This is a genomic window from Micromonospora sp. CA-111912, assembly GCF_050948415.1.
GTDB lineage: Bacteria > Actinomycetota > Actinomycetes > Mycobacteriales > Micromonosporaceae > Micromonospora.
The window spans coordinates 4,093,677-4,118,072 of sequence record NZ_CP192007.1 but is presented as its reverse complement, the minus strand read 5'-3'; the positions used below and the strand labels follow the sequence as shown (position 1 = coordinate 4,118,072).

Sequence of the window (24,396 nt, the reverse complement as noted above, 5' to 3'; positions counted from 1 at the left end):
CGAGCGACGTGACGGACCCGCTGCTGTGGCGCCTGGCGTACGACGTCGCCGAGGCCCACCAACCCGACGAGAACGGCCGTTGCCGCAGCCTGCTCTGCGCGGGCCAGCAGGGCCCGTGCGAGACGCTGCACAACGCGGAGCGCGCCATGGAACTGGCCCGGGGGGCCGGCGCCGTCGAATCCCCGTGGCCCGCATCCCGCGCCCAGTCCGCCGCAACGGCCCCGCCCCAGCGGCGGTCCCGCGCCGATCAGGAGGCCGCCTGACGGCCCCGGGAACCCGAACCTGACCGCGCCAGGGTTGCGGCGGGGGCAGCACGGCGGGGCGCGGGCGGGTTAGCATCCGTCGCCGCGACACCGGCGGCGCGAACCACGACGGGGGCGACGACAGATGTTCCGACGGGTGGCCGTACTGGCCGCGCTCGCCCTCACCACGACGGCCGGCTGCGCCGACAAGGCGACGCCCGCGGTGACGCCCGCGTCGTCGGCCGGCCCGACCGCGTCGCCGGTCGCGGCCGGCCCGCCCTGGTACGACGAGGTCGCCCCGGCGACGGCCGGCACCACGGTCGGCCCCGAGGGCAGCGCCTGCCCGCTGTCGATGACCTTCTCGGTGCCACCGGAGTGGAAGGTGAAGGCGGTCAAATCGGGGACGGACTACCGGGCCGGCCCCGCCCTGCTGCTCTGCGAGATCGACGCGAAGCCGGCCGGGCACATCGGTTTCCTGCGGGTCTGGCGGATCGAGGAGGCCGCCCCGCTGGACCCGCAGCTCACTGTGGACAAGTTCCTCAACGAGTACAGCAGCAAGGCCGAGGACTCGCAGTATCGCCCGACCAAGGCCGGGCCGCTGGACTCGTTCGAGGCGACCTGGACCGAGGAGGGCAGCCGCAAGCGGGCGATCGTGGTCTCCACCCCGCAGGGCCGGCTCATGCTCACCCTCGGAGGTATGGACGACGAGGAGTTCGAGGCGATGTTGCCGGCGTACCAGCTGGCCAAGTCGAGCGCGAACCTGCCGAAGTGACCGACCGCGCGTCCGACCTGCCCCTTCGCGGGCCGGGCGCACGGCCGACGACCGTCCGCAGCGCCGTTGCTGCGCCGTCCGGTACGGTCGCGGGATTGTTTCCACTGCTGGGAGCCCATGAGGTTCGCCTGTGGTCTTCCCGGCACTTCCCCGGCTGAGAGCAGGTTACGTTCATGGCATGTCGTATCGGTGAGCTCGTGCTCGGTTGCCGCGACCCCGAGGTGCTGGCGCGGTTCTGGTGCGAGGTCCTGGACTTCGTCGTGCTCGATCGCGAGGACGACGGCTCGATCGAGATCGGGCCGCGCGAAGGGTTCGGCGGTCCGCAGCCGACGATCTTCCTCAGTCGCAGGGATGAGCCGGAGCAGGGGAAATCCCGGCTGCACATCGACGTCAACGCCACCGACCGCGATCAGGACGCCGAGCTCGAACGCCTTCTGAAGCTCGGTGCGCGCCCGGCCGACATCGGCCAGACAGGGCAGGAGCGGTGGCATGTCCTGGCCGACCCCGAAGGTAATGAGTTCTGCCTGCTCAAGGCCCGCCTCAACCCACTCTGATACGCACCGACGCTGGAGCTTGTGTCGAGGTCGGCCTGCCTCGGCTCGGTTCGGCGCTGTCGGTTCGGCGCTGTTGTTCGGCGTGGGTGAGCGGGGTGGGGTTCGTCGGGGTCGGCCCGCTCCGGGCGTTCAGGCTGCTTCCTGCGCGGGCGGGCCCTGGCGAACCCCTGACGGTGGTCTGGGTCCGGACGAGCGCACACGAGCGCACACGATCGCGCTGGATCGCGCGCGCTGGGTCGCGCGCGCTGGGTCGCGCGCGCTGGGTCGCGCGCGCTGGGTCGCGCGCGCTGGGTCGCGCGCGCTGGGTCGCGCGCGCTGGGTCAGGGAACAAGATCGTGCTCGATCAGGGAAAGAGTGGCCTCGTTACGGGTAGGAGGCCACTCTTTCCGGGATCGAGCACGATCTTGCACGGCTGGGGCCGTTCGCCGGCGGTTCTCGGGAGGCCGCCCGGCCCGGGAGCGCTCCTGAACTGGTAGATGTCCGCGCAGGGCAGCGGTCGGTTTTGGTTGGTGGCGGTCGTGCTTGCCTGCCGCCGGAGACGTGGCCGTGCGTCTCCCGCACTTCGACCCCCGCTCTAGTCCCGGGGCGCGTCCGGCGGGGACAGGTGGTCCGCGAGCCGCGCGGCGGCGGTGAGCATGGCCCGCCCCCGGTCGGTGAGCCGCTGCCGCCAGCCCTCCAGCGAGCCGGCCAACGCCTCGGGGCCGGCGGCGGCGCGGACCTGGCGCAGGACCGTGGCGATGTGGTCGAGCCGGTAGCCGCCGCGCCGGAGCAGGTGCGCCAGCTCGGCATCGCGGACGTCGTCGACCCGGTACAGCCGGTGGCCGGTGTCGGGACCGCGCTGCGGCACGAGGACGCCGGCCCGCTCCCACTTGCGCAGGGTGGCCGGCGTCACGCCGATCCGGTGGGCGAGGTGGCCGATCGTCAGCGGACGGTCGGGCCGGCCCGCGGCCGGCGACCCTGCCGGTGCGGCCTCGGCGCGTACGCCGGTGCCCGCCAGGACCCCGACGGTCGCCTCGACGACGTCGAGCGTCTCGCGGTCGCGGAGCAGTTGGGCGTGGCTGCGGTCGATCGCCCGTAGCGCGGTGTCCACGTCGCCGGCGTTGACGGCGCGCATGATCTCGCCGGCGGTCGCGTAGCCGTGCGCCGGGACGAGCGCGAGGTAGGCGCGCAGGGCGTGCGCGTGCAGGGTCGAGTAGGCGCGGTAGCCGCTCGGCGTGCGCGGGGCCGGCGGCAGCACCCCGTCGCGTTCGTAGTTGCGGACCGCCTGGGTGGAGATGCCGTGTTCCCGGGCGAGGTCCGCCGGACGGTACGAACGTCCGCGTTCTCCCGTTTGAGACTTCAGCCCGGCCTCCAAGCAGCAGATAACGCCAAACCTTCACAGGGTGGGTCAACGATACGGTAAAGGTCATGACTACTCTGCCTGGGTACTACGGCGATCGAGCGGCACCGGCCGTGGCCGAACTCGTCGAGCGGATCGTCGCGCTGCCGCACGTCACGCAGGTGCAGGCCGACGAGCGGTCCGGTGCGCCGGAGGTGAGCTGGGGCGACCGCTTCTTCTTCGTCGGGTCCGACCGTCGCCGGCCGTTCGCCACCATCGTGGAACACGACGTCCCCGGGTTCGACGAGGACTCGCACCTCGACCGCCCGGGAATCTTCCGCCTGAACGTGCACGTCGGCCGCGAGGAGTTCCAGCGCCGGTTCGGCTATCCGCCCGTGGAGCTCCCCGACCACCGGCCGGGAATCGACTTCACCCGGTGCGACGAGGTCCTGCCCCACCCCGCCTACGGCACGTACGGCTGGGCGTGCGTGCTCAACCCCGGCATCCACCGGCTTCCCGAGGTCGACCGGCTGCTCGCCCATGCGCACCGCCGGGCGGCCGGCGAGCACCGGCGGGCGCGTGGGGAGCAGCACGACTCGCGCTGACCCGGCGTGAGCCGGTCGGGGGTCCGGTCGGGGGAGGGTCGGAGTGACATCACCAGTTCGGTGGGTTACGGTCCGAGATGGTCGCGGGTTGGAGTCTGGCCGAGGAGGCAGCTCATGCAGCGAGTCGAGTGCGGCCTGCTCGCGATCATGGGATCCGGCGAGACCAGCCCGACCATGGTCAGCGTTCACCGGGCGGTGGTCGACCGGCTGTCGCCGGACCGGCCGAACGCGGTGCTCCTTGAGACGCCGTACGGCTTTCAGGAGAATGTCGCCGACATCTCCGCCCGCGCGCAGCAGTACTTCCACCGCAGCGTCGGGCTGCGGGTGTCGGTGGCACCGGGCATGCGCGGTCAGACATCGGCGGATGCTGACCGGGGTCTGGCGATGGTGCAGACCGCGGACTGGATCTTCTCCGGCCCGGGGAGCCCGTCCTACGCCCTCGACCACTGGCGTCGACAGCCCGTCGCGGCCGCCCTCGCCGAACGGATCCGACACCCGCGAGGCGCGGTCGTGTTCGCCTCGGCCGCCGCCGCCACGATGGGGTGTCTCGCCGTGCCGGTCTACGAGATCTACAAGGTCGGAGCCGCACCGCACTGGCGCGAGGGGCTGAACCTGCTCGCCTGCCTTGATCTCCGGGTGGTGGTGATCCCGCACTACGACAACACCGAGGGCGGAACCCACGACACCCGCTATTCCTACCTGGGAGAGCGCCGGCTGACCATCCTCGAACGGGAACTGCCGGCCGACGCCGCGATTCTCGGGGTGGACGAACACACCGCGGTGATCGTCGACCTGCTCCGCGGCAGCGTGGAGATCACCGGCCGAGGTGGCCTGACCGTACGCCGCGCCGGCCGCAGCCGCGTACTGACGGCCGGCGCCACGCTGAGCCTGGCCGAGCTGCGCGCGTTGACCCGCAGCGACCGACTTGCCGCGAGGAGGGTCGACGGTGTTCCCGTCCAACCGTCACGGGCGGCTCAACCGGCACCCCTGCCGGAGGTGACCCTGGACTGCGAGCGGCGCTTCGAGGTGGCCCGGCTCGCCGGTGCGGCCGACGACATGGTGCAAGCCGTCCTCGACCTCGAGGAGACGATCGGCGTCTGGGGCGCGGACACCGACGAGGACGAGGGCACCACCCAGGCCCGCGCGGTGCTCCGGAGCCTGATCGTGCGGCTCGGACACGCCGCCGCGGCAGGTCTTCGAGACCCACACGACCGGCTCCGCCCCCTGGTGGAACCGCTCCTCGCGCTACGCGAGCGGCTACGCGGGGAACAGGCGTACCAGGCTGCGGACAGCATCCGGGCGGCGTTGACAGCCGCCGGCCTGACCATCCACGACACCCGGGCGGGCACGGAATGGGACGTGGCCGTGCCCGCCGATGCCTCCGCCGCCTGAGCGGTCCGCCCCGATCTCCGGCAGGGGTGAATCCTCGGGGACCGACCGAGTTCCGGATGACCTTCTCCCTAAGCTGATCGGGTGCCACCGTCACCGCATATCGCCGCCGCACCGACGACGCTGCCGCCCCCGACCGTCGTCGTCGAGGTGCTCCTGATCAGCGCCGACCAGGACGGGTTACGGTTCCGGGCCACCTCCGCGCCGCTGCGGGACGAACACCCCGACGTCGTCGCGCGGTCGTTGGCAGAACTGCCGCCGGGTCGCCTCGACGGGCTCCTGCACTCCACGTCGTGGCGCTTCGTCGGCCGCCGCCTGACCGTCACCTACGTGGCACTGCCCGACCCTCGTCCAGGCGCTCCCACGACGCCGATCGAACCCACTCCGGTGCTCAATTCCGGCGACCCCCTCGCCCCGTCCCCCGCCGAGATCCGGCCCGTGGACGTCGCTGTTCATGCCTGCCGTCACCTCGCCTTCCTGCGGCAGACCGATCCCACCGTCGCCGCCGCCGCTGGCGCTGGTGCGCCCATGATCTGGCGGTTGATCAACGAATTCACGCCCGCCGTGGCGGGCGCGCTCGCCCCGAACGCAACGCCGGTGCTCCTCCCAACTGGTTGAGCACCGGCTCCCAGAAGTGGAAGGGAGGCGGCAGGCTCGGGACGGCGGTGAGAGTTGAGATCACCACCGGGGTGAAAGTTGGGTCGACGCCTGGCCGGCAACGCCGGTCACCCCCTTCAGCCGCCGCCGGATAACATGATCATGTACCGGGCGCGACCGGAGGCCGTCCGCACTTTCACCCGGTCATCCTCGGAGGCGGCGAATGGTGGCCCAAAGTTGGGACTTCGGCCCCATCGGCAACGCCACCTGGCGACACTTTCCGGAGGCACGGCAGTCCATCAAGAGGCTCGTCTGCGACGAGCTGGACAACGCCATCTGCGACGACCGGCAACCCGAGCCCGCCGAGCAGTACGTGTACTTCATCCGTGCAGCAGGGCCGTTGCTGTTCGCCCGGCGGCTCGTGGGCGACCTGGATCCCGACCTGGTGCGGCGGTTCTGCCTGTTCTGCCGCGAGATGCTCGACCACTCCGGCCCGGACCCGTTCAGCATCTCCTACACGTTCCAGATGTACTTCCTCGATGCCGTCGACGATCCCGCCAGCGTCCGCACCCTACGTGGGGTCGATTCCGAACTGGTCGACCTGGTACACGCCCGCTATCCCGGCACCTGGGCCGAGGACGACTGACGCCCTGCGTCGCTCCACCGTCCGCGAGGTGGCGGTCCGGTCTACCGGGTGCAGCAACAGCGCGCCGGGATCAGCCCGCATCGCCGACCCGGCCTGACCTGGCTCGGCGCGCTGACGGCGAGGTGCCTCTGGTCATGCGGGCCGAGCCGGTCCGGTGCGGGTACCGGTGAAAGCCATCTCACTGTTCGGTCGGCGCGAGCTGCACCCGCCGGAGCAGTTGTGCGTTGAGTGCCACGACGATCGTCGACGCCGACATCAGGACGGCGGCGATGGCGGGGTTCAGGGCGAAACCGGCCCAGGCCAGCACTCCGGCGGCGAGCGGAAGCGCGATGACGTTGTAGCCGGCGGCCCAGGCGAGGTTCTGGATCATCTTGCGGTACGAGGCGCGGGACAGGCGGATGATCCCGGTGACGCCGCGGGGGTCGGAGGAGGCGAGCACGACCCCGGCCGACTCGATGGCGACGTCGGTGCCGGCGCCGATGGCGATGCCGACGTCGGCGCGGGCCAGGGCGGGAGCGTCGTTCACCCCGTCGCCGACCATCGCCACGGTCAGCCCGCGGCGTTGCAGGTCGGCGACGGTGTCGTCCTTGTCCGCCGGCAGGACCTCGGCGAACACCTCGTCGACGCCGGGCCGGAACCCCAGGTCGGCGGCGACAGCCTCGGCGACCGGGCGGGCGTCGCCTGTGATCATCATCAGTTTCTTGACGCCCAGCCGCCGGAGCTGGTCGATCGCCTGCCGGGCCTCCGGGCGTACCTCGTCCTCGAGTGCGAGTGCGCCTACGATCTTCGCGGTCGCGTCGAGTCGGGCGAGGTAGAGCACCGCCGCTCCCCGGTCCGACCACTGCCCGGACGCGTGGGTGATGTCGTCGGGGACGTCCGCGCCGAGTTCACGTAGGAGCGCGGGGCCGCCCACGGCGTACTGGGCGCCGTCGACGGTGGCGCGTACCCCTCGGCCGGTCAGCGACTCGAAGCCGGTCGCCCGTAGCGGTTGCCCGTGTCGGGCGGCGGCGGCCACGATCGCGCGGGCGAGCGGGTGCTCGCTGTCCGCCTCGACCGCCCCGGCCAGCCGGAGCACCTCGTCGTCGCTGCCGCCGGCGGTCGCGGCGACTGCGGTGACGGCATGTTCGCCCTTGGTCAGGGTGCCGGTCTTGTCGAACAGCACCGCGTCGACGGTGCGCATCCGTTCCAGCGCGAGCCGGTCCTTGACCAGGATGCCGGACTTCGCGGCCAGCGCGGTGGACAGGGCGATGACGAGGGGGATGGCCAGGCCGAGGGCGTGGGGGCAGGCGATGACCAGGACCGTCACGGTACGGATCACCGCCTCGTTGACGTCGCCGAGCGCGGACCACACGACGAACGTGAGGATGGCGGCACCGGAGGCGATGTAGACCAGCCAGGCGGCGAACCGGTCAGCGAGCAGTTGCGCCCGCCCCTGTGACTGTTGCGCCTCGGCGACGAGGCGTTGGATGCCGGCCAGGGCGGTGTTCTCACCGATCGCGTCGACGCGTACCCGGATCGCGGAGTCGGTGGCGACCGTGCCCGCGACCGCCCGGTCGCCGATACCTCGCGGCACTGGCCGCGACTCGCCGGTGATCATCGATTCGTCGAGTTCGGCCCTGCCGTCCACGATCTGCCCATCGGCCGGCACCCGGGCGCCGGGGCGGACGAGCACCACGTCGCCGACGCGCAGCTGATCCACGGGAACCCGCTGGACGCCGTCTTCGGTGACGCGTTCGGCGTCGTCGGGAAGCAACGCGGCCAGCGCGGCGAGCGCGCCCTGGGCCTGGCCGATGGCCTTCATCTCCTGCCAGTGCCCGAGCAGCATGATCGTCACCAGCGCGGCCAGCTCCCACCAGAAGTCGAGGTCGAACGCTCCGAAGGTGGTGGCCAGCGACGCGACGTAGGCGACGGTGATAGCCATCGAGACCAGCAGCATCATCCCGGGCGCGCGGTCGCGCAGCTCGCGGACCGCGCCGACCAGGAACGGCCAGCCGCCGTAGAAGAACACGACCGTGCCGAGCACCGGCCCGACCCATGACATGCCGGGGAAGTCGAGCGAGTACCCGAACCAGTCCATCACCATGTGGCTGGTGACCACGATCGGCACCGTCAGCGCGAAACTCAGCCAGAACTTGCGGCGGAAAATCTCGGGGTCGTGCCCGGCGTGCTTGTCGTGCCCCTGGTGCCCACCGTGGCCGGCGTGCTGATCATGCCCGCTCGCCGGCTGGACCGCACCATCGCTTGTAACGTCGTGCCGCATCTCATTGCCTCCTCATCCTGGTGGGCCAATATACCCCCCCGGGGTATGAGTGCAAGGGGTGGAGCGAGCTTCCCCCCTTGGGGCCTGGCTCTCCGGACTCGGAGGCGTACCCCGCCTGGTCCGGGCAATGCCATCGAGCGCGAAAAGTCCGAAACCAGCCGTCGTGCCGGCGTCGCCCATTGCCTCAGATACCCCCCCGGGGTAAATTTTGCGAATGGCGCGCCTCGACCTGTCCGAGGTGTGTCTGTGACATCAGAGGCTGTCTGCGGTGCCGCCGGAACGACCATCGCTTGTCCCGGGGCCCCGCAGCGCCCAGTTGCCGCGAAGCGGGGAGGCGGAAATGGTTCAGGTCGAGGGGTTCGCCGAGCACGGGTACGACGCGGTGCGCCAGGTCTTCCAACAGCTACTCGACGACGGTCGGGAAACCGGGGCGGGGGTGTCGGTCTGGCGCGACGGTCGGGAGGTCGTCCGGCTCAGCGGCGGCTGGGCCGACCCCGAACGGCGGCGTCCCTGGCGCGAAGACACCCTGGTGCAGCCGTACTCACTGTCCAAGACCTTCGCCACGCTCGCCGCCCTGATCGCCGTCCGCGACGGCGCGCTGTCCCTGGACGAGCCGATCGCCACCTACTGGAAGGCGTACGGCAGCAGGGGCAAGGAGCGGACCACGCTACGTCAGGTGCTCACCCACCAGGCGGGTCTACCCCGATTCCCGGCCGAGGCCGCCGCACTCGACCTGCTCGATGACGCCGCGCTCCGGGCGAGCCTGGCCGAGGCGGCACCGGAGTACGTACCCGGCACGTCGCTGGGAGAGCACGCGCTCACCTATGGCCACCTCATCGACGGCATCCTGCGCGCCGCTGCCGGCACCACACTGCAGGAGGTGTACGACGGCGTCGTACGCCCCGCACTCGGGCTGGACGCGTGGTTCGGCGTACCGGACGGCGCCTTGGACCGCGTCGCCGACCTGGAGTACGCAAGCCCGGATTGGCCAACTCAACTCCACGCGGCCCCGTGGCTGCGGATACCTGCGGGCGTGCTCGACACCACGCGGGCGAACTCCAGGATCTGGCGCCAGTCGGTCTTCGCGGCAGTCAACCTGCACGCCACCGCAACCGCCGTGGCCGGCTTCTTCGCCGACCTCACCAGCGACGATGGAGCCCTGCATCGGCTACTCGGTCCCAGCCTGCACGCGGAGCTGCTGAGATCCCAGGTCACCGGATACGACGAGGTCTTCGGCACCAGGCTCACCTGGACACTCGGATTCATCCGCGACCGCGGCAAGATCGCGAAAGGTGGCATCGGAGGCTCCGCCGCCTGGTGGTCACTCACCCACCACCACGCCTGCGCGTACCTCACCCGCAGACTGGGCGACCACTCGCGCGCCGCGGCCATCGCCGCGGCCCTCGGCGACGACCTGACCGTGGTCGGGGAGGATTGAACCAGCGGGTTGGCCCTTTCGCGCCGCAGCCCCTGTCAGGACGGGTAACCTCAAACCGCCCATACCGGGATAATCCAGATACCTCCGTCAAGGAGGTGTCTGGTGACAGCCACTCGTCGAAAGGGAGTCACGTCTCGTGCGTTCTGTGAGAATCGTGCTGGGGGGCACCGTCGCCGCCCTTGCGTTGGTGGCGGTCGCCACCCCGGCAGCCGCCGCCCCCTCAGTTGACTCAGATACGTCATTCACCGCCTTCAGCGGCTCGTTGGACATCACCGCGCCTGACCCGGTGGACCTCGGCTTTGTCCAGGTGGGTGTCCCTGCCGCTGTCTCGTTCGGGAACGTCCAGGTCACCGACGGGCGTAGCGAGGCCCCGAGCACGGGTACGTGGACAGCGCAGGTGTCGTCCACCGCCTTCGCCAACGCGGCGGCCGGGGCGACGGTTCCCGCGTCGGCCATCACCTATGTCATCCCGTTCTGCACGGTAGTCGGCACCACCACCTGCACTCCGACAGCGCCGGTCACCCTCAGCGGCGCACCTCAGACGGTGGTCAACGCCACCACCGCCTCGACCGGGGACACGGCGACCTGGAACCCCCAGTTCCAGTTCACGGTCCCGGCGGGATCGGCCCCGGGCACCTACCGCGGGACGGTGACACATTCGGTGTTCTAGCCCGCGCCGCCGGCTCGCCGGATGGTCCTGCGTGGTGCTGCTGTGCGTCGCTGGCCTGGGGGTACCCGCCCAGGCCAGCGCCGCAGATCCGGCTGAGGACAAGGGAAAGTTCGGGATCTCGCTGCTCGACGTGACGCCCAGCCACCGCTCGGACCCTCGCGCGCTGACCAAGATCGTGGACCACCTGGCACCCGGCACTGTCATCAGGCGGCGGGTGCTACTGATCAGCGAGCTGCACCAGCGCAGGGTCATCGGGGTCTATCCAGGCGCCGCAGCGATCGAGAACGGCAAGCTCCGGGTGGGCGAGGGGCACGCCACGAACGAGTTGACGTCCTGGATCTCGCTCGACCAGGACCGGGTGAACGTGTCACCTGGTGACAAGACACCGGTCGAGGTGACCATTCGCGTGCCGAGCACCGCCACGACGGGGGAGCGGTACGCGATGGTGTGGGCCTCGCTGTCCTCGAAGGACAAGGCACGCCCGGGCGGCGGCCAGATCGACGCCGTCAATCGGGTCGGTATCCGCATCTACCTGAACGTCGGCCCCGGTGACGAGCCGCCATCGGACTTCACCATCGGAACGATGGTCCCGGCCCTCGACGACAAAGGTAAACCCACCGTCGCCGTCGAGGTGAACAACACCGGCGGGCGGGCCCTGGACATCACTGGCGAGGTGAGCCTCTCCGACGGACCCGACGACACCCGCGCCGGACCCTTCTCCTTCGATACCACGACGCTGGCGCCCGGCGAACCAGGCAAGGTCACCGCGTCGCTGCCGGACAACCTCGCGGACGGACCCTGGAAGGTCCGCGTCAACCTGACCGGCGGCACCGTCACGCACAGCGCGGCCGGCACGATCACGTTTCCCCGGGCGGGCGAGCCAGGCCAGCCGAGCAGACTGTCCGGAGTCAGCACCAACTGGCCCACAGTCGGCGGGGCACTCGCGGTAGCGTCCGCCGTAGTGCTCGCCGGCCTGGTGTGGGCGGCCCGCCGCTCCCGGCGGATGAGTGCGGCAGCACCGAGACAGGCCAGGTGAGGCCACGGACTGCCGCGTCGACCAGCAGCCAAGGGCGGCACACCACCCGTGCCGGCCCGCGCCGGCCGACGTGCCCGCCGGTGAGGTCCCCTGGTGACGGCCGGAGGCAGCCCGGATGGTCCACCGCGCGTATCGCGCGAAGCAACGCCCCCGGCAGCGGGGGCGGCGGCCGTCCGGGCAGGGCCGGTGGTCGCGGAGGGCCCGCCGGGCCGGCAGCGTGAGCCGGTTGCGGATCTGGGCGGGGAGAGGAACGGCGTGGTCATCACCCGGTGCGCCCCTTCAGCCGTCGCACACCGTGTCGGCGTAGCGGACGAAGTCCTCGGGCGTGTGGAACGTGGCGACGTAGCCGTGCTCATCACCCTTCCACCGCTTGGTGAGGATCACGTCAGGGCCGGTGCGGTTGCGTAGCTCGCTGATCCGGAACGGGAAGTCCCTTACTGCGCCTTGGTTCCTGTTCCACGCACGCAGGTTGTAGATCTGGGGGTCGTTCAAAGTGGGCGGTGCCAGCTTCGTCTGCCAGCCAGCCGATGGGCTGAGCAGCACGACTTCCTCCGCGGTGCGGGCGCGGCGGCCGGAATCCCGATCGAGCTGGACAACCCGTTTGGTGACCCCACCGTCGTCCCCCCTGCCGAGGTAGAGAGTGATCTCGTCGGCCCCGGCCTTGCCTCGGCACCAGTCGAACACCCCGACCAACCGGCCGTCGGCGTCCAGCCGTACCCCGACCGCGCCTTCGATAGCCGCGCTGCAGCTGGTCAGCCCGGCCAGCACCAACACGCAGATCAGTCCAAGAATCCCCGTGCGTCGCATGCCTTCAAGGGTCAACATCGAAGGTCACCCGCTGATTACGGTCATAGAACGGCTCGACGGCAGCGGGGGATCGGCTTGATGTACCGGCACAGCCAGTCGGATCTCGACGAGCGCTCGCCTGCCTGATCGGCGTCAGCATCCTCACCCCGTAGCCGGCTCGCCGTCGGGTGCCGACCGCAGAGCGCCGGCGCGCGCGGCGGCAAGCGTGACTCGCACCGCCTGGTCGGCGGTCGCCTCGTCGACCGGATCGGCGGTGATGAGCAGGCGCAGGTAGATCGGTGCGGCAAGGGTCCTGAAGAGCTCGGCGGGATCGGTGTCCCTGACGAGTTCGCCGCGCTCGATGGCGCGCGTCACGACCGATTCGACTCTCGCGAGCCGGTCGCCGAACACGTGCCGTCTGGCCGCGGCGATCTCCGGAAGATGGGCTGCCCCGGTGAACATGGCGGCGAGGATGGCCTGCCCGGTCGGACTGGTGAACGTCTGGACGAGCGAGCGTGCCAGTGCCCGCAGGTCGGTCTCGATCGCTCCGGTGTCGGGCACCGGTATGTCCATCGCAATGTGTTCGGCCAGGGCTTTGGTGAGCAGGCTGTCGCGATCCTTCCACCCCCGGTACACCGTCGTCTTGTGCACTCCGGCGCGCTGGGCGACGTTCTCGACGCTCAATGCTGCGTAACCCTTGTCCAGGAGTTCGGCGAGCGTGGCGGCGTGGACCGCGGCGCGCACCTTGGCACCGCGGCCGACCTGCGGGGCGGTCGAACGACCAGGCTTCATTGCAACTCCAAGTTGCGATATTTGCGAGCGGCTGACACGATGAGAGTATCGCAACTCAAAGTTGCAATACTCTTCTGCGTCCCCCGAGGTGGCACATCATGCGGAACCCTTCCCCGTGGAGCCTGCGTACCGTCCCCGACCAGTCCAGGCGAGTCGCGGTGGTGACCGGAGCCAACAGCGGCATCGGCTACGTCACGGCCCGCGAACTGGCCCGCCGTGGCGCGCAGGTTGTGCTGGCCTGCCGTGATCCCGAGCGTGGCCGGGCCGCGCTGGTCCGCATGCAGGCTGAGGTGCCCGACGCTCGCCTGCAACTTCGCCAGGTGGACCTGGGCAGCCTGGCCTCCATTCGACAGTTCGCTACCGGTTGGGACCACGGTCGACTCGACCTACTGATCAACAACGCCGGGCTGGCGATGGTGCCCTACGCCCTGACCTCGGACGGGTTCGAGTCGCAGTTCGGCATCAACCACCTGGGCACCTTCGCCCTGACCGGCCTACTCTTGCCGCATCTGCTTGCCGCACCCGATCCGCGAGTAGTCACCGTCAGCAGCGAAGGGCAGCGTTTCGCCCGTTTCGACCTGGGCAACCTCAACGCCGAGCGCCGCTACCTGACGGCCTTCGCCTACGTGCAGTCCAAGCGGGCCAACCTCTACTTCGCCATGGAACTGCAACGCCGAGCGAACACCGCCGGGCTGAAGCTGAGCAGCATGGCCGTCGCGCCCGGACTCACCCGCACCAACGTGCTCACCGGCGGCGCCAACAGCGGCAGAGGACGGCTCTACGCGACGGCCACGCGCCTGCTCGTGCGCGTGGCCTTCCGTCCCACCCCGGAAGGGGCGAAGACCTCCCTGTATGCGGCGACCGTTCCGGACCTGCCCGGGGGGAGCTACATCGTTCCCGACGGGCTGCTGCAACTGCGAGGTGAGCCCACGCGTCGTACTCGTGAGCGCGCCATCCGCGACACCGCCACCGCCGAACGCCTGTGGCAGCTCTCCGAACGCCTTACCGGCGTCACCTACGAGCTGTCCGCCGTTGGGACCTACCTGGGCCGCGACCGCCATTCGTGGGCCAGAACGGCGAAGACGAGTCGGTCGGCCCACTCTCCCCGGAACAGGTAGCTCTCGACGTGGCGCGCCTCCTGGCGCATGCCGAGCCGGGCCATCAGGCGGGCGGACGCCTCGTTCCGGCCGTGACACCGCGCGTAGATCCGGTGCAGCCCGAACTCGTCGAACCCCCAGTCCAGGAGCGCCGTCACGGCTTCCGCAGCCAGCCCGCGTCCCCAATGGTCGGGGTGCAGGACGTACCCGAGTTCGGCCGTGCGATCGAGCCGGCTGCGCCAGACGAGCTCCACGGTCCCGATCACCCCGGCGTCGGTGGTCACGGCCAGGGTCAGGCAGTTGCCCTCCGCGCGCAGCGCGTCCTCGCCCGCCATGGCGATCACCGACGACCGCGACTGCTCACGGGTACGCGGCTCCGCGCCGAGCATCCAGCGCACGACGTCGGGGCGGCGCTGATAGGCGTACACGTCGTCGAGGTCGTCCAGGGTGAACGGGCGCAGGGTGAGCCGCGCGGTGCGAATCGGGTACGTCGGGCGGAACATCACGCGATCGTAGGGGAGCCGGCGGCCGAATGGCCTCTCGATTTCGACGTAGGCTCCTCTTCCCGCTGCCTTCCAGGGCGGTAGGCTACGCCGACTGTGGAAGCCAGGCAGATCGCGGCGGCTGCGACAAGCGTCGGGCGGTCTCCGAGATGGACGGCGGCGGAGCCGAGGGGGATCGCCAGCACGATGGGACCGAACATCGCGGTGTTCGCGGTCCCGGCCACTCGGCCGAGCACCGCTGTCGGCGTGTGCGTCTGCACCGCGGTCACTGCGGCGACCAGGGCCCAGGGCAGACCGATGCCGGCGATCACCGAGGCGGCCACCGTGCCGGGCCACCAGGGCAGGCAGCGCACCAGGCAGCTGACGGCGAACAACGTCGTGCCGGCGACGCCCACGGTGACCGGGCCCCACCGGGCGATGAGTCGGCCCACGATGAGACCGCCGATGATGGAACCGGCGCCCTGTGCGCTGAACAGCACTCCGAGGAACGTCGTCGGTAGGCCCAGCGTCCCGGTGACCATCGCGTAGTTGGCGGCGGTCGTGAAGCCGGACATGGCGATGGACACGGCGGCGAGCGCGACAGTGACGCGGGTCGCCCGCTGCGCGAGCAGGACGGCGAGGCCCGCGCGCAGGCCGCGTTGCCGCTCGGTCGGCAGGTCGGGTGGCGTCTGCTTCAGACGTACGGCCGCGTACAGGAGGGCGACCAGGACCGGCATCGCCGCGCTGAGCAGGACGACCGCGTGACCCCCGTGCCACGCGTAGAGGCCCGCGCCGGCCAGGGGCGCCACGAGCTTCATGCCCTCCTGGGCGCTGGCACGCCAGCCGTTGACGTCGCCGAGTTCCGCAGGCGACAGCGCGGAGGGCAGCAGCGCTGTCTCGCCCGCGTCGATCAGCACGTAGCTGACGCCGTACGCGCAGGACACCAGGAAGATGAGCCACGTCTGACCTGGTCCGCGAACCGTGAGGAGACTGAGCAGAGCAGCGGCCAGGGCGAGGTTGACCGCCATGACCAGCGATCGCCGTGACGCCCGGTCGAGCAGGCCGCCCAGCCACGGGCCGGCGAGGACCGGGGCATACACGCAGAGCCCGGCGAGGGCGGCGAGGCCGGTGGAACCGGTGAGGTCCAGGATCCAGATCCCGGCCACCAGCGACATGGCGCTGCTGCCGAAGCCGGACAGCAGCGAGATCGCCACGAACAGGCCAGCGTTCCGGCGCATGAGCCCTCCAAGGTTGAGTCGGGACGACTCAGATCCTTGATGTTGAGCGAAGGGCAGGCAATACGTTCTTGACGTGTCAAGGTTTCGTTGACAGAAGATCGGCGAATCGTGCCGCGACAGCCTGCACCGGCCCCGGCAACCGTTCGCGCCCCGCTTCCGTCAGGTCGAGCGCGAGAAGCGACACCAACGCGTACAGCGAGCCCGGATCGGCGTCGAGGGCCATCTCCGCGGTCTTCCGCACGAGAGCCGCACGCCCGAACCGCGTGTCCCACCGTCGGTCCGCGTCGATCCACCGCTGCAGGTCGAGGACCGCACCCCGGATCGCCGCGATCCGCGTCGAATACCCGAGGTCCCGTACGTGCCGCCGCGACCGTCGTACGGCCGCCAGGCGTTGCCGGCGTTGCTCCGCGGCCTGCCGGCTGCCGAGGCCGAGCGCGGCGGCGATCTGAACCCACGTCGCACCCCCGTGGCGCGCACGGTCGATCAGCTCCAGTTCGCGCTCGTCCAGCCGCGCGCGGTCGATCGCGAGATCAACCAGCTCCATCACCTCGGGTGTCATCTGTCAACGCTACATTGACAACGGGACCTGCCCCGACCGGCGTCAGTCCATTTGCTCGGTGCCGTATCCATGGCGCATCCGGAACTTCATCGGATCGGTCCCGGTCGCCGACACATGCGCGATCAGCAGAGACCTCAGCGATTCGGGAATGTCGGCGCGTCGCGAACCAGTCCACTGTAGGGACGTGAACAGCTCTGCCGCACCGTCGAGCTGGATCGGAGCCAACGATACCGACGTCAACGCGATGAAGATCGACTCGGTTGGCTCGGCCAGCAGCATGCGCTGGGGCGCCAGCTCGTGCCACGGCGTGCCACCCATGGTCGTGTGGCGGGGCGGGAAGCCGGCCCAGGCCACCAGCGTTCGGATGCGCTCGTTGGCCTCGGGGTAACGCCGGGTTACCAGGTCGGCGAGCCGTTCCTCCGCGCCGCTCTCCCGGCGCGACGTCGCCTCGGCGGCCTCGGCCAGGGCCGACGGCGCGGCCTTCACCCACTGGACGCGACGCGCCTCGCCCTCAGCCGCTTGACGGGCCAGCATCTGCTGGACCTCGCGCGATCCGGTCAAGCCTCGGTCAGCCAGCCAGCCGGTGAGGCCAGGGCCATCACGGAGGTCCGCATCGCAACTCCCGAGGCCTCTGATGCCGCTCTGGTGGTGCAGCGTCCACCGGGCGATCTCGCGGCCGGCGGCATCCGACACGAGGATCGTCGGCCATCCCAGGCACAGACAGCGATCTCCGGTGCCGCCGTCCACGACCGCCAGCAACCGGGTCAGCTCAGCGATGTCCCTGTCCGACACCACAATTCGAGCCGCGGCGGGCCGGTCGAGCTCGTCAACGGACGCCTCGATGATCAGCACCTCAGCAGCATCGGCCAGCACCCGTTCCACCATCGCCGTACTGGGAGCCTCGTCGCCGCTGCCGATCGGCGCGTCAGTCACAGCGGCGAGCGTACCGCCCGTAGGACCGCCCCCTATAGTGGACCGATGGCGTCGGTCAAGCAGGTCCAGGTCACCTTCGACTGCGCAGAACCCGAGCGTGTCGCTCGTTTCTGGTGCGAGGTGTTGGGGTACGTCGTGCCGCCGCCACCGGAGGGGTTTGCCACCTGGGGCGATTTCGATCGCGCGCTGCCGCCTGAGCGTCAGGGTTCAGCGTTTACATGTAACGATCCCTCAGGTGTGGGCCCGCGACTGTTCTTCCAGCGCGTTCCCGAAGGCAAGGTCGTCAAGAATCGGCTGCATCTGGACGTACGGGTCGGGACCGGGCTCGTGGGTGAAGAGCGCCTGGCCGCACTTGAGGCCGAATGCGCACGACTGGTCGCGCTCGGCGCGGTACGCGAGCGGCTACTGCGTGCCGATGGCTACAACGAGTCGTGCCTCGTGATGCAGGACATCGAGGGCAACGAGTTCTGCCTCGACTGAGTAACCGCGAACGTAACACCTTCGCGAGTCGACTGGTCGACGTGACGGACCACCCATCGGTAATCGACGCCGTCGACGCGAATCCTGGCCACGGTGCGTGGGTACGGCCGGCGGTCTCGCTGACGTGGGGTCAGCAGGGTTGACTACTTTGCTGGCGAGCATCGCTCCGGCGAGACCCCCATCCGAGGCGAGAGTGGGAACAGGACGTTGACCGAGCAGCACACCCCCGCACAGCGGGCCGGTAACCACGACGCCGTCCTCCGGATCGTCGCCGACGTGCTGAAGGTGCCGCACGTCGCGGCGACCGACAGCTTCTACGACTTCGGCGGCACGTCCCTGCAGGCCATGCGGATCTGCGCCCGGATCGGGAAGGAACTGGGCCTGCGCATCAGCCCGGAGGTCCTGTTCGACAGCGACACCCTGGCCGACGTCGTCTCGGCGACCGAGGCCTGAGCACCGAACCCGATCTCGCGCGACGCCCCCATCCCTGCCGGACGTTCGGGAGCCAACTTCGTGCCGCACCCCCTGCCCGCAGCCCCACGGCTCATCCACGAGGCGGTGGCCCGTCAGGCGCGCCTGCGTTCCTCCGCCGTCGCGCTCGCCCACCGCGACGAGCGCGTCGACTACGCGACCCTCGACGCAGCCGCGAACGCCTACGCCGCTGCCCTCTGGGCGGCCGGCGTGCGGCCCGGGACCGTCGTTCCGGTGCTGCTGCCCCGGTCGCCCCGCCTGGTGGCCGTCCTGTTGGCCGTCCTCAAGTGCGGCGCCGGGTACGCGGCCCTGGACCGCCGCTGGCCGCGCGAGCGCATCGACCAGGTCACCGGGCTGGTACGCGCGTCCGTCCTGGTCACCGACGCCGAGGCGCGCGCCGACGTACCCGTGTGGACCGTGCCGGACGAGCCGCTGACCCAGGCGGCGTCCCGCCGCACCGAACCCCCGACCGTGTACGTCGACAGCGCCGCTGCCGCCACCGTCTTCTTCACCTCGGGCAGCACCGGCGTACCCAAGGGCGTGCTCTCCCCGCACCACGCGACCACCCGGCTCTTTCCCGGGCGCGGCTTCGCGGACTTTGGGCCAGGCCGGGTGGTGCTGCAGGCCGCCCCGGTCTCCTGGGACGCCCTCAGCCTGGAGCTGTGGGGGCCGCTGGCCAGCGGCGGAACCTGCGCCATCGCGGACGCGGACTACCTCCTCCCCGACGACCTCGCCGATCTCGTCGCCGCGACCGGGCTGGACACCGCCTGGCTGACCTCCTCGCTGTTCAACTTCCTCGTCGACGAGGACGACCCGGATCGCCCCTGCCTCGCCGGCCTGCGCCAGGTCATCACCGGCGGCGAGCGGCTCTCGCCCACCCATGTGGAGCGGTTCCTGACCCGGTACCCGGACTGCACCCTGATCAACGGCTACGGGCCGGCGGAGAGCTGCGTCTTCGCCACCACCCACCGGGTCAGCCTGGCGGACTGCGACGACCCGGGCGGCATCCCGCTCGGCGTCCCGGCGCCCGAGACCACCGTGCACATCCTGGACGGGGAAAAGCCTCTCGCCCCGGGGACGGTGGGGGAGATCTGCCTCGCCGGCGAAGGGCTGGCCCTCGGGTACGTCGGTGACGCCGCCGCCACGGCCGCCGCCTTCACCCTCGTTCCGGTCGACGGGAAGCCCGTGCGCGTGTACCGGACGGGGGACCTGGGCCTGCTGGACCCCGACGGGGTGCTGCACTTCCGGGGCCGGACCGACCTCCAGGTCAAGATCGCCGGGCACCGGATCGAGCCGGGCGAGATCGAGAGCGTCGCCCGCCGGATCCCCGGGATCCGGGAGGCCGCCGTGGTGCCCGTCCCGGCCCCGGGCGGCGGGTACGACCGGCTGGCCCTGTTCTACACGGCCGACGATGCCGCCGCGCCGACCCCCGCCGTGGTGCGCCGCGCGCTGGCCGCCACGCTGCCCCGCTACCTGGTGCCGCACAGCGTGCACCGCCGCGACGCCCTGCCGACCACGACCACCGGCAAGCTCGACCGCAGCGCCCTGCTCGCCGCCCTGTGACAGGGGCCCGTCCGAACCCGACCTGGTCCCACTCCGAACCGACCTGGTCCCGTCCCGAACCGGAGAGCGCCCCGCATGACGCCCGCCACGCCCCCTGACGGCACCCCGACCCACGGTTACCCGATGTCGTTCGAACAGGAGTCGATCTGGCTGAACGACCAGTTCCAACAGGGGGCCTCCCGGTACGTCGAGTCGTGGGCGTACCGGCTGCGCGGCGCGCGGATCGACCCGGCGGCCACCCGGCGGGCGCTCACCGCGATCGTGGCCCGGCACGAGGCGCTGCGCAGCCGCCTGTCCCTGGTCGCGGGGGAGGCGTGGCAGACGGTGTTGCCGGCGTCCCCGGTCGAGCTGGACGTCCGCCGGGTGAGCCCGCAGGAGCTGCCCGCCGCCCAGGTCGCGGCGGCGACCCGGCCGGTGGCCCTGGACCGGCCGCCCCTGCTGCGGGCGACGCTGCTGCAACTGGCCTCCGACGATGCCGTCCTGGTGGTGGCGATCCACCACGCCGTGATCGACGGCTGGTGCTTCAGCCTGCTGGACACCGAGTTCAGCGCCCTCTACCGGGCCGCGCTGGGCGGCACGGAACCCGGGCTGCCCGCACTTCCCCTCCAGTTCGGCCCGTACGCGCGGCAGCGCCGCCGGGTGGACGCCGCCGACCGCAGCGAATCGGTGAAGTACTGGCGGGAGGCGCTGCGCGGAGCCCCGCAGGAGTCCTCCTTCCCCACGGACCGGCCCCGGCCCGCGATTCTCGGCACCCGAGGTGACCGGGTCGAGTTCACCCTGGACGCCACGCTCGGCACCGACATCCGCCGGCTCGCCCGCAGGGCCAGGAGCACGCCGTTCACGGTCCTGACCGCAGCGCTGACCGCGCTGATCTCCCGGCTGGCCGGCTCCGACGACGTGGTGGTCGGCACGCCCGTCTCCCGCCGGGACGACGAGATCCTCGAACCGATGATCGCCTGCCTGACCGACGTCATGCCGCTGCGTCAGCGGGTACCGGCCGACGCGTCCTTCGCCGAGCTGGTCACCCGCACGAAGGAGCAGGTGTGGGGTGCCGTCGCGCACCGGGACGTGCCCTACTCACACCTGGTCCGCGAGCTGGAGGTGGAACGCTCGCCGAGCCGCTTCCCACTGTTCCAGGTGGTCATCGGGCTGGACGACGCCCCGCCCTCGGCCCTGGACCTGCCGGGCGTGGCCGCCGAACGGCTCTACGTCCACTCGGGCACGGCCAAGTACGACATTTTCCTGCACCTGGTGCCCGCCCGGGGCGGATTCGACGGCTTCCTGGAGTTCTCCACCGACCTCTTCGACCGCAGCACCGCTCAGCGCCTGGCAGAGCGGCTGCGAACCCTGCTGACCGGGGCCGTCGCCCACCCCGACCTGCCCCTGCGCGACCTGGACATCCTGCCGGCCGCCGAGCGTCGACTGATCCTCGAAACCTGGGCGCCGGGGCCCGTCGCCCCGACCGGACAGCCCCTCGCGCACGAGGCCTTCGCCGCCCAGGCCCGCCGTACGCCCGACGCCCCGGCGGTCGTACACGGGGACCGGGTCCTGTCCTACGCGCAGCTGGACCGGGCGGCGGACGCGGTGGCGGCGCACCTGGTCGCGCGGGGCGCGGCCGGGCGTCCCGTGGGCGTCTGCCTGCGGCGCTCCCCGGAACTGGCCGTCGCGGTCCTGGGGGTGCTCAAGGCCGGCAGCGCCTGCCTGCCCATCGACCCCGCGTACCCCACCGACCGGATCGCCCACATGGCGGCCGACAGCGGAATCCGGGTCGCCCTGGTCCATCGGGACCTGGCCGGGCTCCTGCCCGAGACCACCGAGACGATCGCCCTGGACGACCTGCCGGCCGCACCCGAAGTGGAGCTGCCCGTGGCGGCGCCCGCCGACCTCGCGTACCTGATCTTCACGTCCGGCTCGACGGGCCGCCCCAAGTGCGTGGCCATGCCGCACCGGGCCCTGGCCAACCTGCTGGCCTGGCAGCGAACGCGCTCCCTCGCCGGGCCCGGCACCCGGACGCTGCAGTTCGCCGCGCTCAGCTTCGACGTGGCCTTCCAGGAGCTCTTCAGCACCTGGGCCACCGGGGGCACCCTGGTCATGGTCGACGACGAGACGAGGCGCGACCCCGCTCGCCTGCTCGACCTGATCGCCGCCGAGCGCGTCGAGCGGTTGTTCCTGCCGTTCGTCGCCCTCCAACAGCTCGCCGAGTACGCCTGCGCCACGAACCGCTCGGCGGCCACCCTCCGCGAGGTCGTCACGGCGGGGGAGCAACTGCACGCCACGCCCGCCCTGCGGGAGTTCTTCCGGCGGCGGGCACCCGGCGCGGTGCTGGAGAACCAGTACGGCCCGTCCGAGACGCACGTGGTCACCGCGGAACGCCTGGACGACGACCCCGACGCCTGGCCCGACCTGCCGCCCATCGGCCGCCCGGTGGACGGCACCCGGGTGGTTCTGCTGGACCGGCGGCAACAGCTCAGCCCGGTCGGCGCGGTGGGGGAACTCTGCGTCGGCGGCCAGGCGTTGGCCGTCGGCTACCTGGGGCGTCCCGAGCTGACCGCGCAGAGGTTCATCGCCGACCCGTTCCAGCCGGGCGCCCTGCTCTACCGCACCGGCGACCTGGCCCGGTACCTGCCGGACGGACGGATCCAGTGCCTGGGCCGCCTGGACGACCAGGTCAAGATCCGCGGGCACCGGGTGGAGACCGGGGAGGTCGCCGCCGCCGTCCAGGCCGTGCCCGGAGTGGCCCACGCCGCCGTGCTGGCCCAGGACGCCGGCTCGGGGGGCAAGCGCCTGGTCGCGTACTACCAGCCGGCCGCCGGGGTCGTCCTGCCGCCGGACCTGCTACGCCGTACGGTGGCCGGGCGGCTGCCGGAGCACCTGGTGCCGTCGGTCTGCGTGCCGGTGGAGGCGTTCCCCCGCACGTCGAGCGGCAAGCTGGACCTGGCCGCGCTGCCGCCGCCGGACGCCCTCGAGGTGGAGCCGGCGAACTCGTTCGTGACGCCGGAAACCCCGACCGAGAGGAGCATCGCCGGGATCTGGCGGGACGTGCTGGGGGCGGCCCGGATCGGCGTCCACGACGACTTCTTCGCCCTGGGCGGCCACTCGCTGCTGGCCACCCGCCTGATGCTGCGGCTCCGGCAGACGCTGGGGGTGGAGATCCCGCTCGGGGCCCTGGCGGCGGCACCGACCGTCGCCGGCCTCGCCGCGCTGGTCGACCGCGATCAGACCCCCGGGCGGGAGGACGCCGGGAGGGGGCTCGACCTGGCCGCCGAGGTCGCGCTGCCGGTCGACATCGTGCCGGCCGGCGAGACGATCCGGGTGGCGCAGGACCCCGCTCACGTGCTGCTCACCGGCGCCACCGGGTTCCTCGGCGCGTTCACCGTGCGCGCCCTGCTGGACCGTACCCGTGCCGTGGTGCACTGCCTGGTCCGCGACGCGGACCGGGAGCAGGCGGCGGCGCGGCTGCGCCGGGTCATGGCGGGCTACGGCATCTGGGACGACCGCGACGAGCGGCGGATCGTGACCGTCCTCGGCGACCTGGCGCGGCCCCGCCTGGGGCTCCCCGAGGGGGTCTTCGACGAGCTGGCCCGCCGGGTGGACGCGGTGTACCACGTGGGCGCGGCCGTGAACCTCTTCTCCCCGTACGAGCAGCTCAGGGCCAGCACGGTGGGCGGCACCGCCGAGATACTGCGGCTGGCGGCCCGGTACCGCAGCGTGCCGGTGCACCACGTCTCCACGGTCGGCGTGTACGCGGGACACGCGGACCACCCGATCGGCCCCGAGCAGCCCACCGGCCCGGCGGAGGCCCTGGAGCACGGCTACCCGCGGAGCAAGTGGGTGGCCGAGGGGCTGATCGAGGCCGCCCGCGCCCGGTCGCTGCCCGCCACGATCTACCGGCCCACCCGGATCGCCGGGCACAGCCGCACCGGCGCCTGCCAGCGCGGCGACTACCTGTGGCTGCTGCTCAAGGGCTGCGTCCAGGCCCAGGCCGCGCCCGCCAAAGTGGACGCCGCATTCGATCTGGTGCCCGTGGACTACGTCAGCGACGCCATCGTCACCCTGTCCCGGCAGCCCTCGGCGGCCGGCCGCACCTTCCATCTGGCCGCCGGGCGGCTGCTGCGGCTGGACACCGCGCTGGGTTGGCTGCGGTCGAGAGGCTTCGCGCTGCCCGAGGTCGAGCCGGGAGAGTGGCTGGACCGGATCGGCGCCGACGCGGGTAACGCGGCGTTCCCGCTGCTGGGCACGTTGGCTACCGAGCTGACCGGAGCCGGCTCTGAGGGCGGGCTGGTCTTCGACCCCCGCGCCACCGACGCCGCCCTGGCCGGCTCCGGCGTGTCCCGCCCGGAGGTGGACGAGGCGCTGTTCGACACCTACGTCGGGTACTTCACCCGCACGGGGTGGCTCCCGGACAGTTCAGCGGACGGATCGGCGTCGGATGTCGGCTGACCCGTCCGGCTGGCATCGACAGCGATGC

The 24,396-nt window shown here is 71.5% G+C and carries 23 protein-coding genes; 15 read left to right on the top strand and 8 right to left on the bottom strand.

Annotated elements, in window-relative coordinates:
- Positions 1–8: 8 nt before the first annotated feature.
- The 3 genes from ACQPZO_RS17055 to ACQPZO_RS17045 all read left to right on the top strand — a co-directional run bounded on the left by ACQPZO_RS17055 (position 9) and on the right by ACQPZO_RS17045 (position 1,568).
- Positions 9–263, top strand: a complete 255-nt coding sequence (locus ACQPZO_RS17055; protein WP_433342134.1) for a hypothetical protein — start codon at positions 9–11, stop codon at positions 261–263.
- Positions 264–387: 124 nt separating this feature from the next.
- Positions 388–1,014 (top strand): lipoprotein, encoded by a 627-nt coding sequence (locus ACQPZO_RS17050; RefSeq protein WP_433342132.1) that lies wholly within the window; start codon positions 388–390, stop codon positions 1,012–1,014.
- 173 nt (positions 1,015–1,187) lie between these two features.
- Positions 1,188–1,568, top strand: a complete 381-nt coding sequence (locus ACQPZO_RS17045) for a VOC family protein (protein WP_433342130.1) — start codon at positions 1,188–1,190, stop codon at positions 1,566–1,568.
- A gap of 574 nt (positions 1,569–2,142) precedes the next feature.
- Here the strand turns inward: ACQPZO_RS17045 and ACQPZO_RS17040 are convergent.
- Positions 2,143–2,922: a MerR family transcriptional regulator gene (locus ACQPZO_RS17040; protein WP_433342129.1), complete on the bottom strand. Its 780-nt coding sequence runs from the start codon at positions 2,920–2,922 to the stop codon at positions 2,143–2,145.
- 53 nt (positions 2,923–2,975) lie between these two features.
- On the opposite strand from ACQPZO_RS17040, the gene ACQPZO_RS17035 reads away from it, so the two are divergent.
- The 4 genes from ACQPZO_RS17035 (at position 2,976) to ACQPZO_RS17020 (ending at position 6,123) form a co-directional block, all read left to right on the top strand.
- On the top strand, positions 2,976–3,491 hold the full coding sequence (locus ACQPZO_RS17035; RefSeq protein ID WP_433342127.1) for a DUF6194 family protein: 516 nt from the start codon (positions 2,976–2,978) through the stop codon (positions 3,489–3,491).
- A 114-nt stretch (positions 3,492–3,605) separates the two neighbouring features.
- Positions 3,606–4,883 carry a hypothetical protein gene (locus ACQPZO_RS17030; RefSeq protein WP_433342125.1) on the top strand — a complete coding sequence of 426 codons (1,278 nt, stop codon included), beginning with the start codon at positions 3,606–3,608 and terminating at the stop codon, positions 4,881–4,883.
- Between the two features lie 81 nt (positions 4,884–4,964).
- Positions 4,965–5,498, top strand: coding sequence for a hypothetical protein (locus tag ACQPZO_RS17025; protein WP_433342123.1), 534 nt, complete (start codon positions 4,965–4,967; stop codon positions 5,496–5,498).
- A gap of 202 nt (positions 5,499–5,700) precedes the next feature.
- On the top strand, positions 5,701–6,123 hold the full coding sequence (locus ACQPZO_RS17020) for a hypothetical protein (protein WP_433342122.1): 423 nt from the start codon (positions 5,701–5,703) through the stop codon (positions 6,121–6,123).
- Between the two features lie 178 nt (positions 6,124–6,301).
- Here ACQPZO_RS17020 and ACQPZO_RS17015 read toward each other — a convergent pair whose 3' ends face one another.
- The gene (locus ACQPZO_RS17015) at positions 6,302–8,383 is read right to left on the bottom strand and encodes a copper-translocating P-type ATPase (RefSeq protein ID WP_433342120.1); all 2,082 of its coding nucleotides are present in this window, start codon (positions 8,381–8,383) and stop codon (positions 6,302–6,304) included.
- A gap of 340 nt (positions 8,384–8,723) precedes the next feature.
- On the opposite strand from ACQPZO_RS17015, the gene ACQPZO_RS17010 reads away from it, so the two are divergent.
- The 3 genes from ACQPZO_RS17010 (at position 8,724) to ACQPZO_RS17000 (ending at position 11,527) form a co-directional block, all read left to right on the top strand.
- Entirely contained in the window at positions 8,724–9,821 is a 1,098-nt protein-coding gene (locus ACQPZO_RS17010; protein WP_433342118.1) for a serine hydrolase domain-containing protein, read from the top strand.
- A gap of 136 nt (positions 9,822–9,957) precedes the next feature.
- Entirely contained in the window at positions 9,958–10,491 is a 534-nt protein-coding gene (locus ACQPZO_RS17005; RefSeq protein ID WP_433342116.1) for a hypothetical protein, read from the top strand.
- Between the two features lie 31 nt (positions 10,492–10,522).
- A complete protein-coding gene (locus ACQPZO_RS17000) occupies positions 10,523–11,527 on the top strand; it encodes a hypothetical protein (protein ID WP_433342115.1) in 1,005 nt (334 codons plus the stop codon).
- 279 nt (positions 11,528–11,806) lie between these two features.
- On the opposite strand, the gene ACQPZO_RS16995 is transcribed toward ACQPZO_RS17000, so the two are convergent.
- Together ACQPZO_RS16995 and ACQPZO_RS16990 are read right to left on the bottom strand one after the other, a co-directional pair.
- Positions 11,807–12,334 carry a hypothetical protein gene (locus tag ACQPZO_RS16995; RefSeq protein WP_433342113.1) on the bottom strand — a complete coding sequence of 176 codons (528 nt, stop codon included), beginning with the start codon at positions 12,332–12,334 and terminating at the stop codon, positions 11,807–11,809.
- Positions 12,335–12,475: 141 nt separating this feature from the next.
- Entirely contained in the window at positions 12,476–13,105 is a 630-nt protein-coding gene (locus tag ACQPZO_RS16990; RefSeq protein ID WP_433342111.1) for a TetR/AcrR family transcriptional regulator, read from the bottom strand.
- Between the two features lie 161 nt (positions 13,106–13,266).
- On the opposite strand from ACQPZO_RS16990, the gene ACQPZO_RS16985 reads away from it, so the two are divergent.
- On the top strand, positions 13,267–14,223 hold the full coding sequence (locus tag ACQPZO_RS16985; protein WP_433342109.1) for an oxidoreductase: 957 nt from the start codon (positions 13,267–13,269) through the stop codon (positions 14,221–14,223).
- Here the strand turns inward: ACQPZO_RS16985 and ACQPZO_RS16980 are convergent.
- The 4 genes from ACQPZO_RS16980 to ACQPZO_RS16965 all read right to left on the bottom strand — a co-directional run bounded on the left by ACQPZO_RS16980 (position 14,145) and on the right by ACQPZO_RS16965 (position 17,414).
- Positions 14,145–14,705, bottom strand: coding sequence for a GNAT family N-acetyltransferase (locus ACQPZO_RS16980; RefSeq protein ID WP_433342107.1), 561 nt, complete (start codon positions 14,703–14,705; stop codon positions 14,145–14,147). The two genes, ACQPZO_RS16985 and ACQPZO_RS16980, sit on opposite strands and share 79 nt — an antisense overlap.
- On the bottom strand, positions 14,705–15,922 hold the full coding sequence (locus ACQPZO_RS16975; RefSeq protein WP_433342105.1) for an MFS transporter: 1,218 nt from the start codon (positions 15,920–15,922) through the stop codon (positions 14,705–14,707). Before ACQPZO_RS16975 ends, ACQPZO_RS16980 begins: the two co-directional genes overlap by 1 nt.
- A 76-nt stretch (positions 15,923–15,998) precedes the next feature.
- Positions 15,999–16,481, bottom strand: a complete 483-nt coding sequence (locus tag ACQPZO_RS16970) for a hypothetical protein (RefSeq protein WP_433342104.1) — start codon at positions 16,479–16,481, stop codon at positions 15,999–16,001.
- Between the two features lie 42 nt (positions 16,482–16,523).
- Positions 16,524–17,414, bottom strand: a complete 891-nt coding sequence (locus tag ACQPZO_RS16965) for a hypothetical protein (RefSeq protein ID WP_433342102.1) — start codon at positions 17,412–17,414, stop codon at positions 16,524–16,526.
- Between the two features lie 45 nt (positions 17,415–17,459).
- Between ACQPZO_RS16965 and ACQPZO_RS16960 the strand changes: the two genes are divergently transcribed.
- From ACQPZO_RS16960 to ACQPZO_RS16945, 4 genes are all read left to right on the top strand, one after another.
- The gene (locus tag ACQPZO_RS16960) at positions 17,460–17,894 is read left to right on the top strand and encodes a VOC family protein (RefSeq protein ID WP_433342100.1); all 435 of its coding nucleotides are present in this window, start codon (positions 17,460–17,462) and stop codon (positions 17,892–17,894) included.
- A gap of 207 nt (positions 17,895–18,101) precedes the next feature.
- On the top strand, positions 18,102–18,347 hold the full coding sequence (locus tag ACQPZO_RS16955; RefSeq protein ID WP_433342098.1) for an acyl carrier protein: 246 nt from the start codon (positions 18,102–18,104) through the stop codon (positions 18,345–18,347).
- A 60-nt stretch (positions 18,348–18,407) separates the two neighbouring features.
- On the top strand, positions 18,408–19,928 hold the full coding sequence (locus tag ACQPZO_RS16950) for an amino acid adenylation domain-containing protein (RefSeq protein ID WP_433342096.1): 1,521 nt from the start codon (positions 18,408–18,410) through the stop codon (positions 19,926–19,928).
- A gap of 123 nt (positions 19,929–20,051) precedes the next feature.
- Entirely contained in the window at positions 20,052–24,368 is a 4,317-nt protein-coding gene (locus ACQPZO_RS16945; RefSeq protein ID WP_433342094.1) for a non-ribosomal peptide synthetase, read from the top strand.
- Positions 24,369–24,396: the final 28 nt, after the last annotated feature.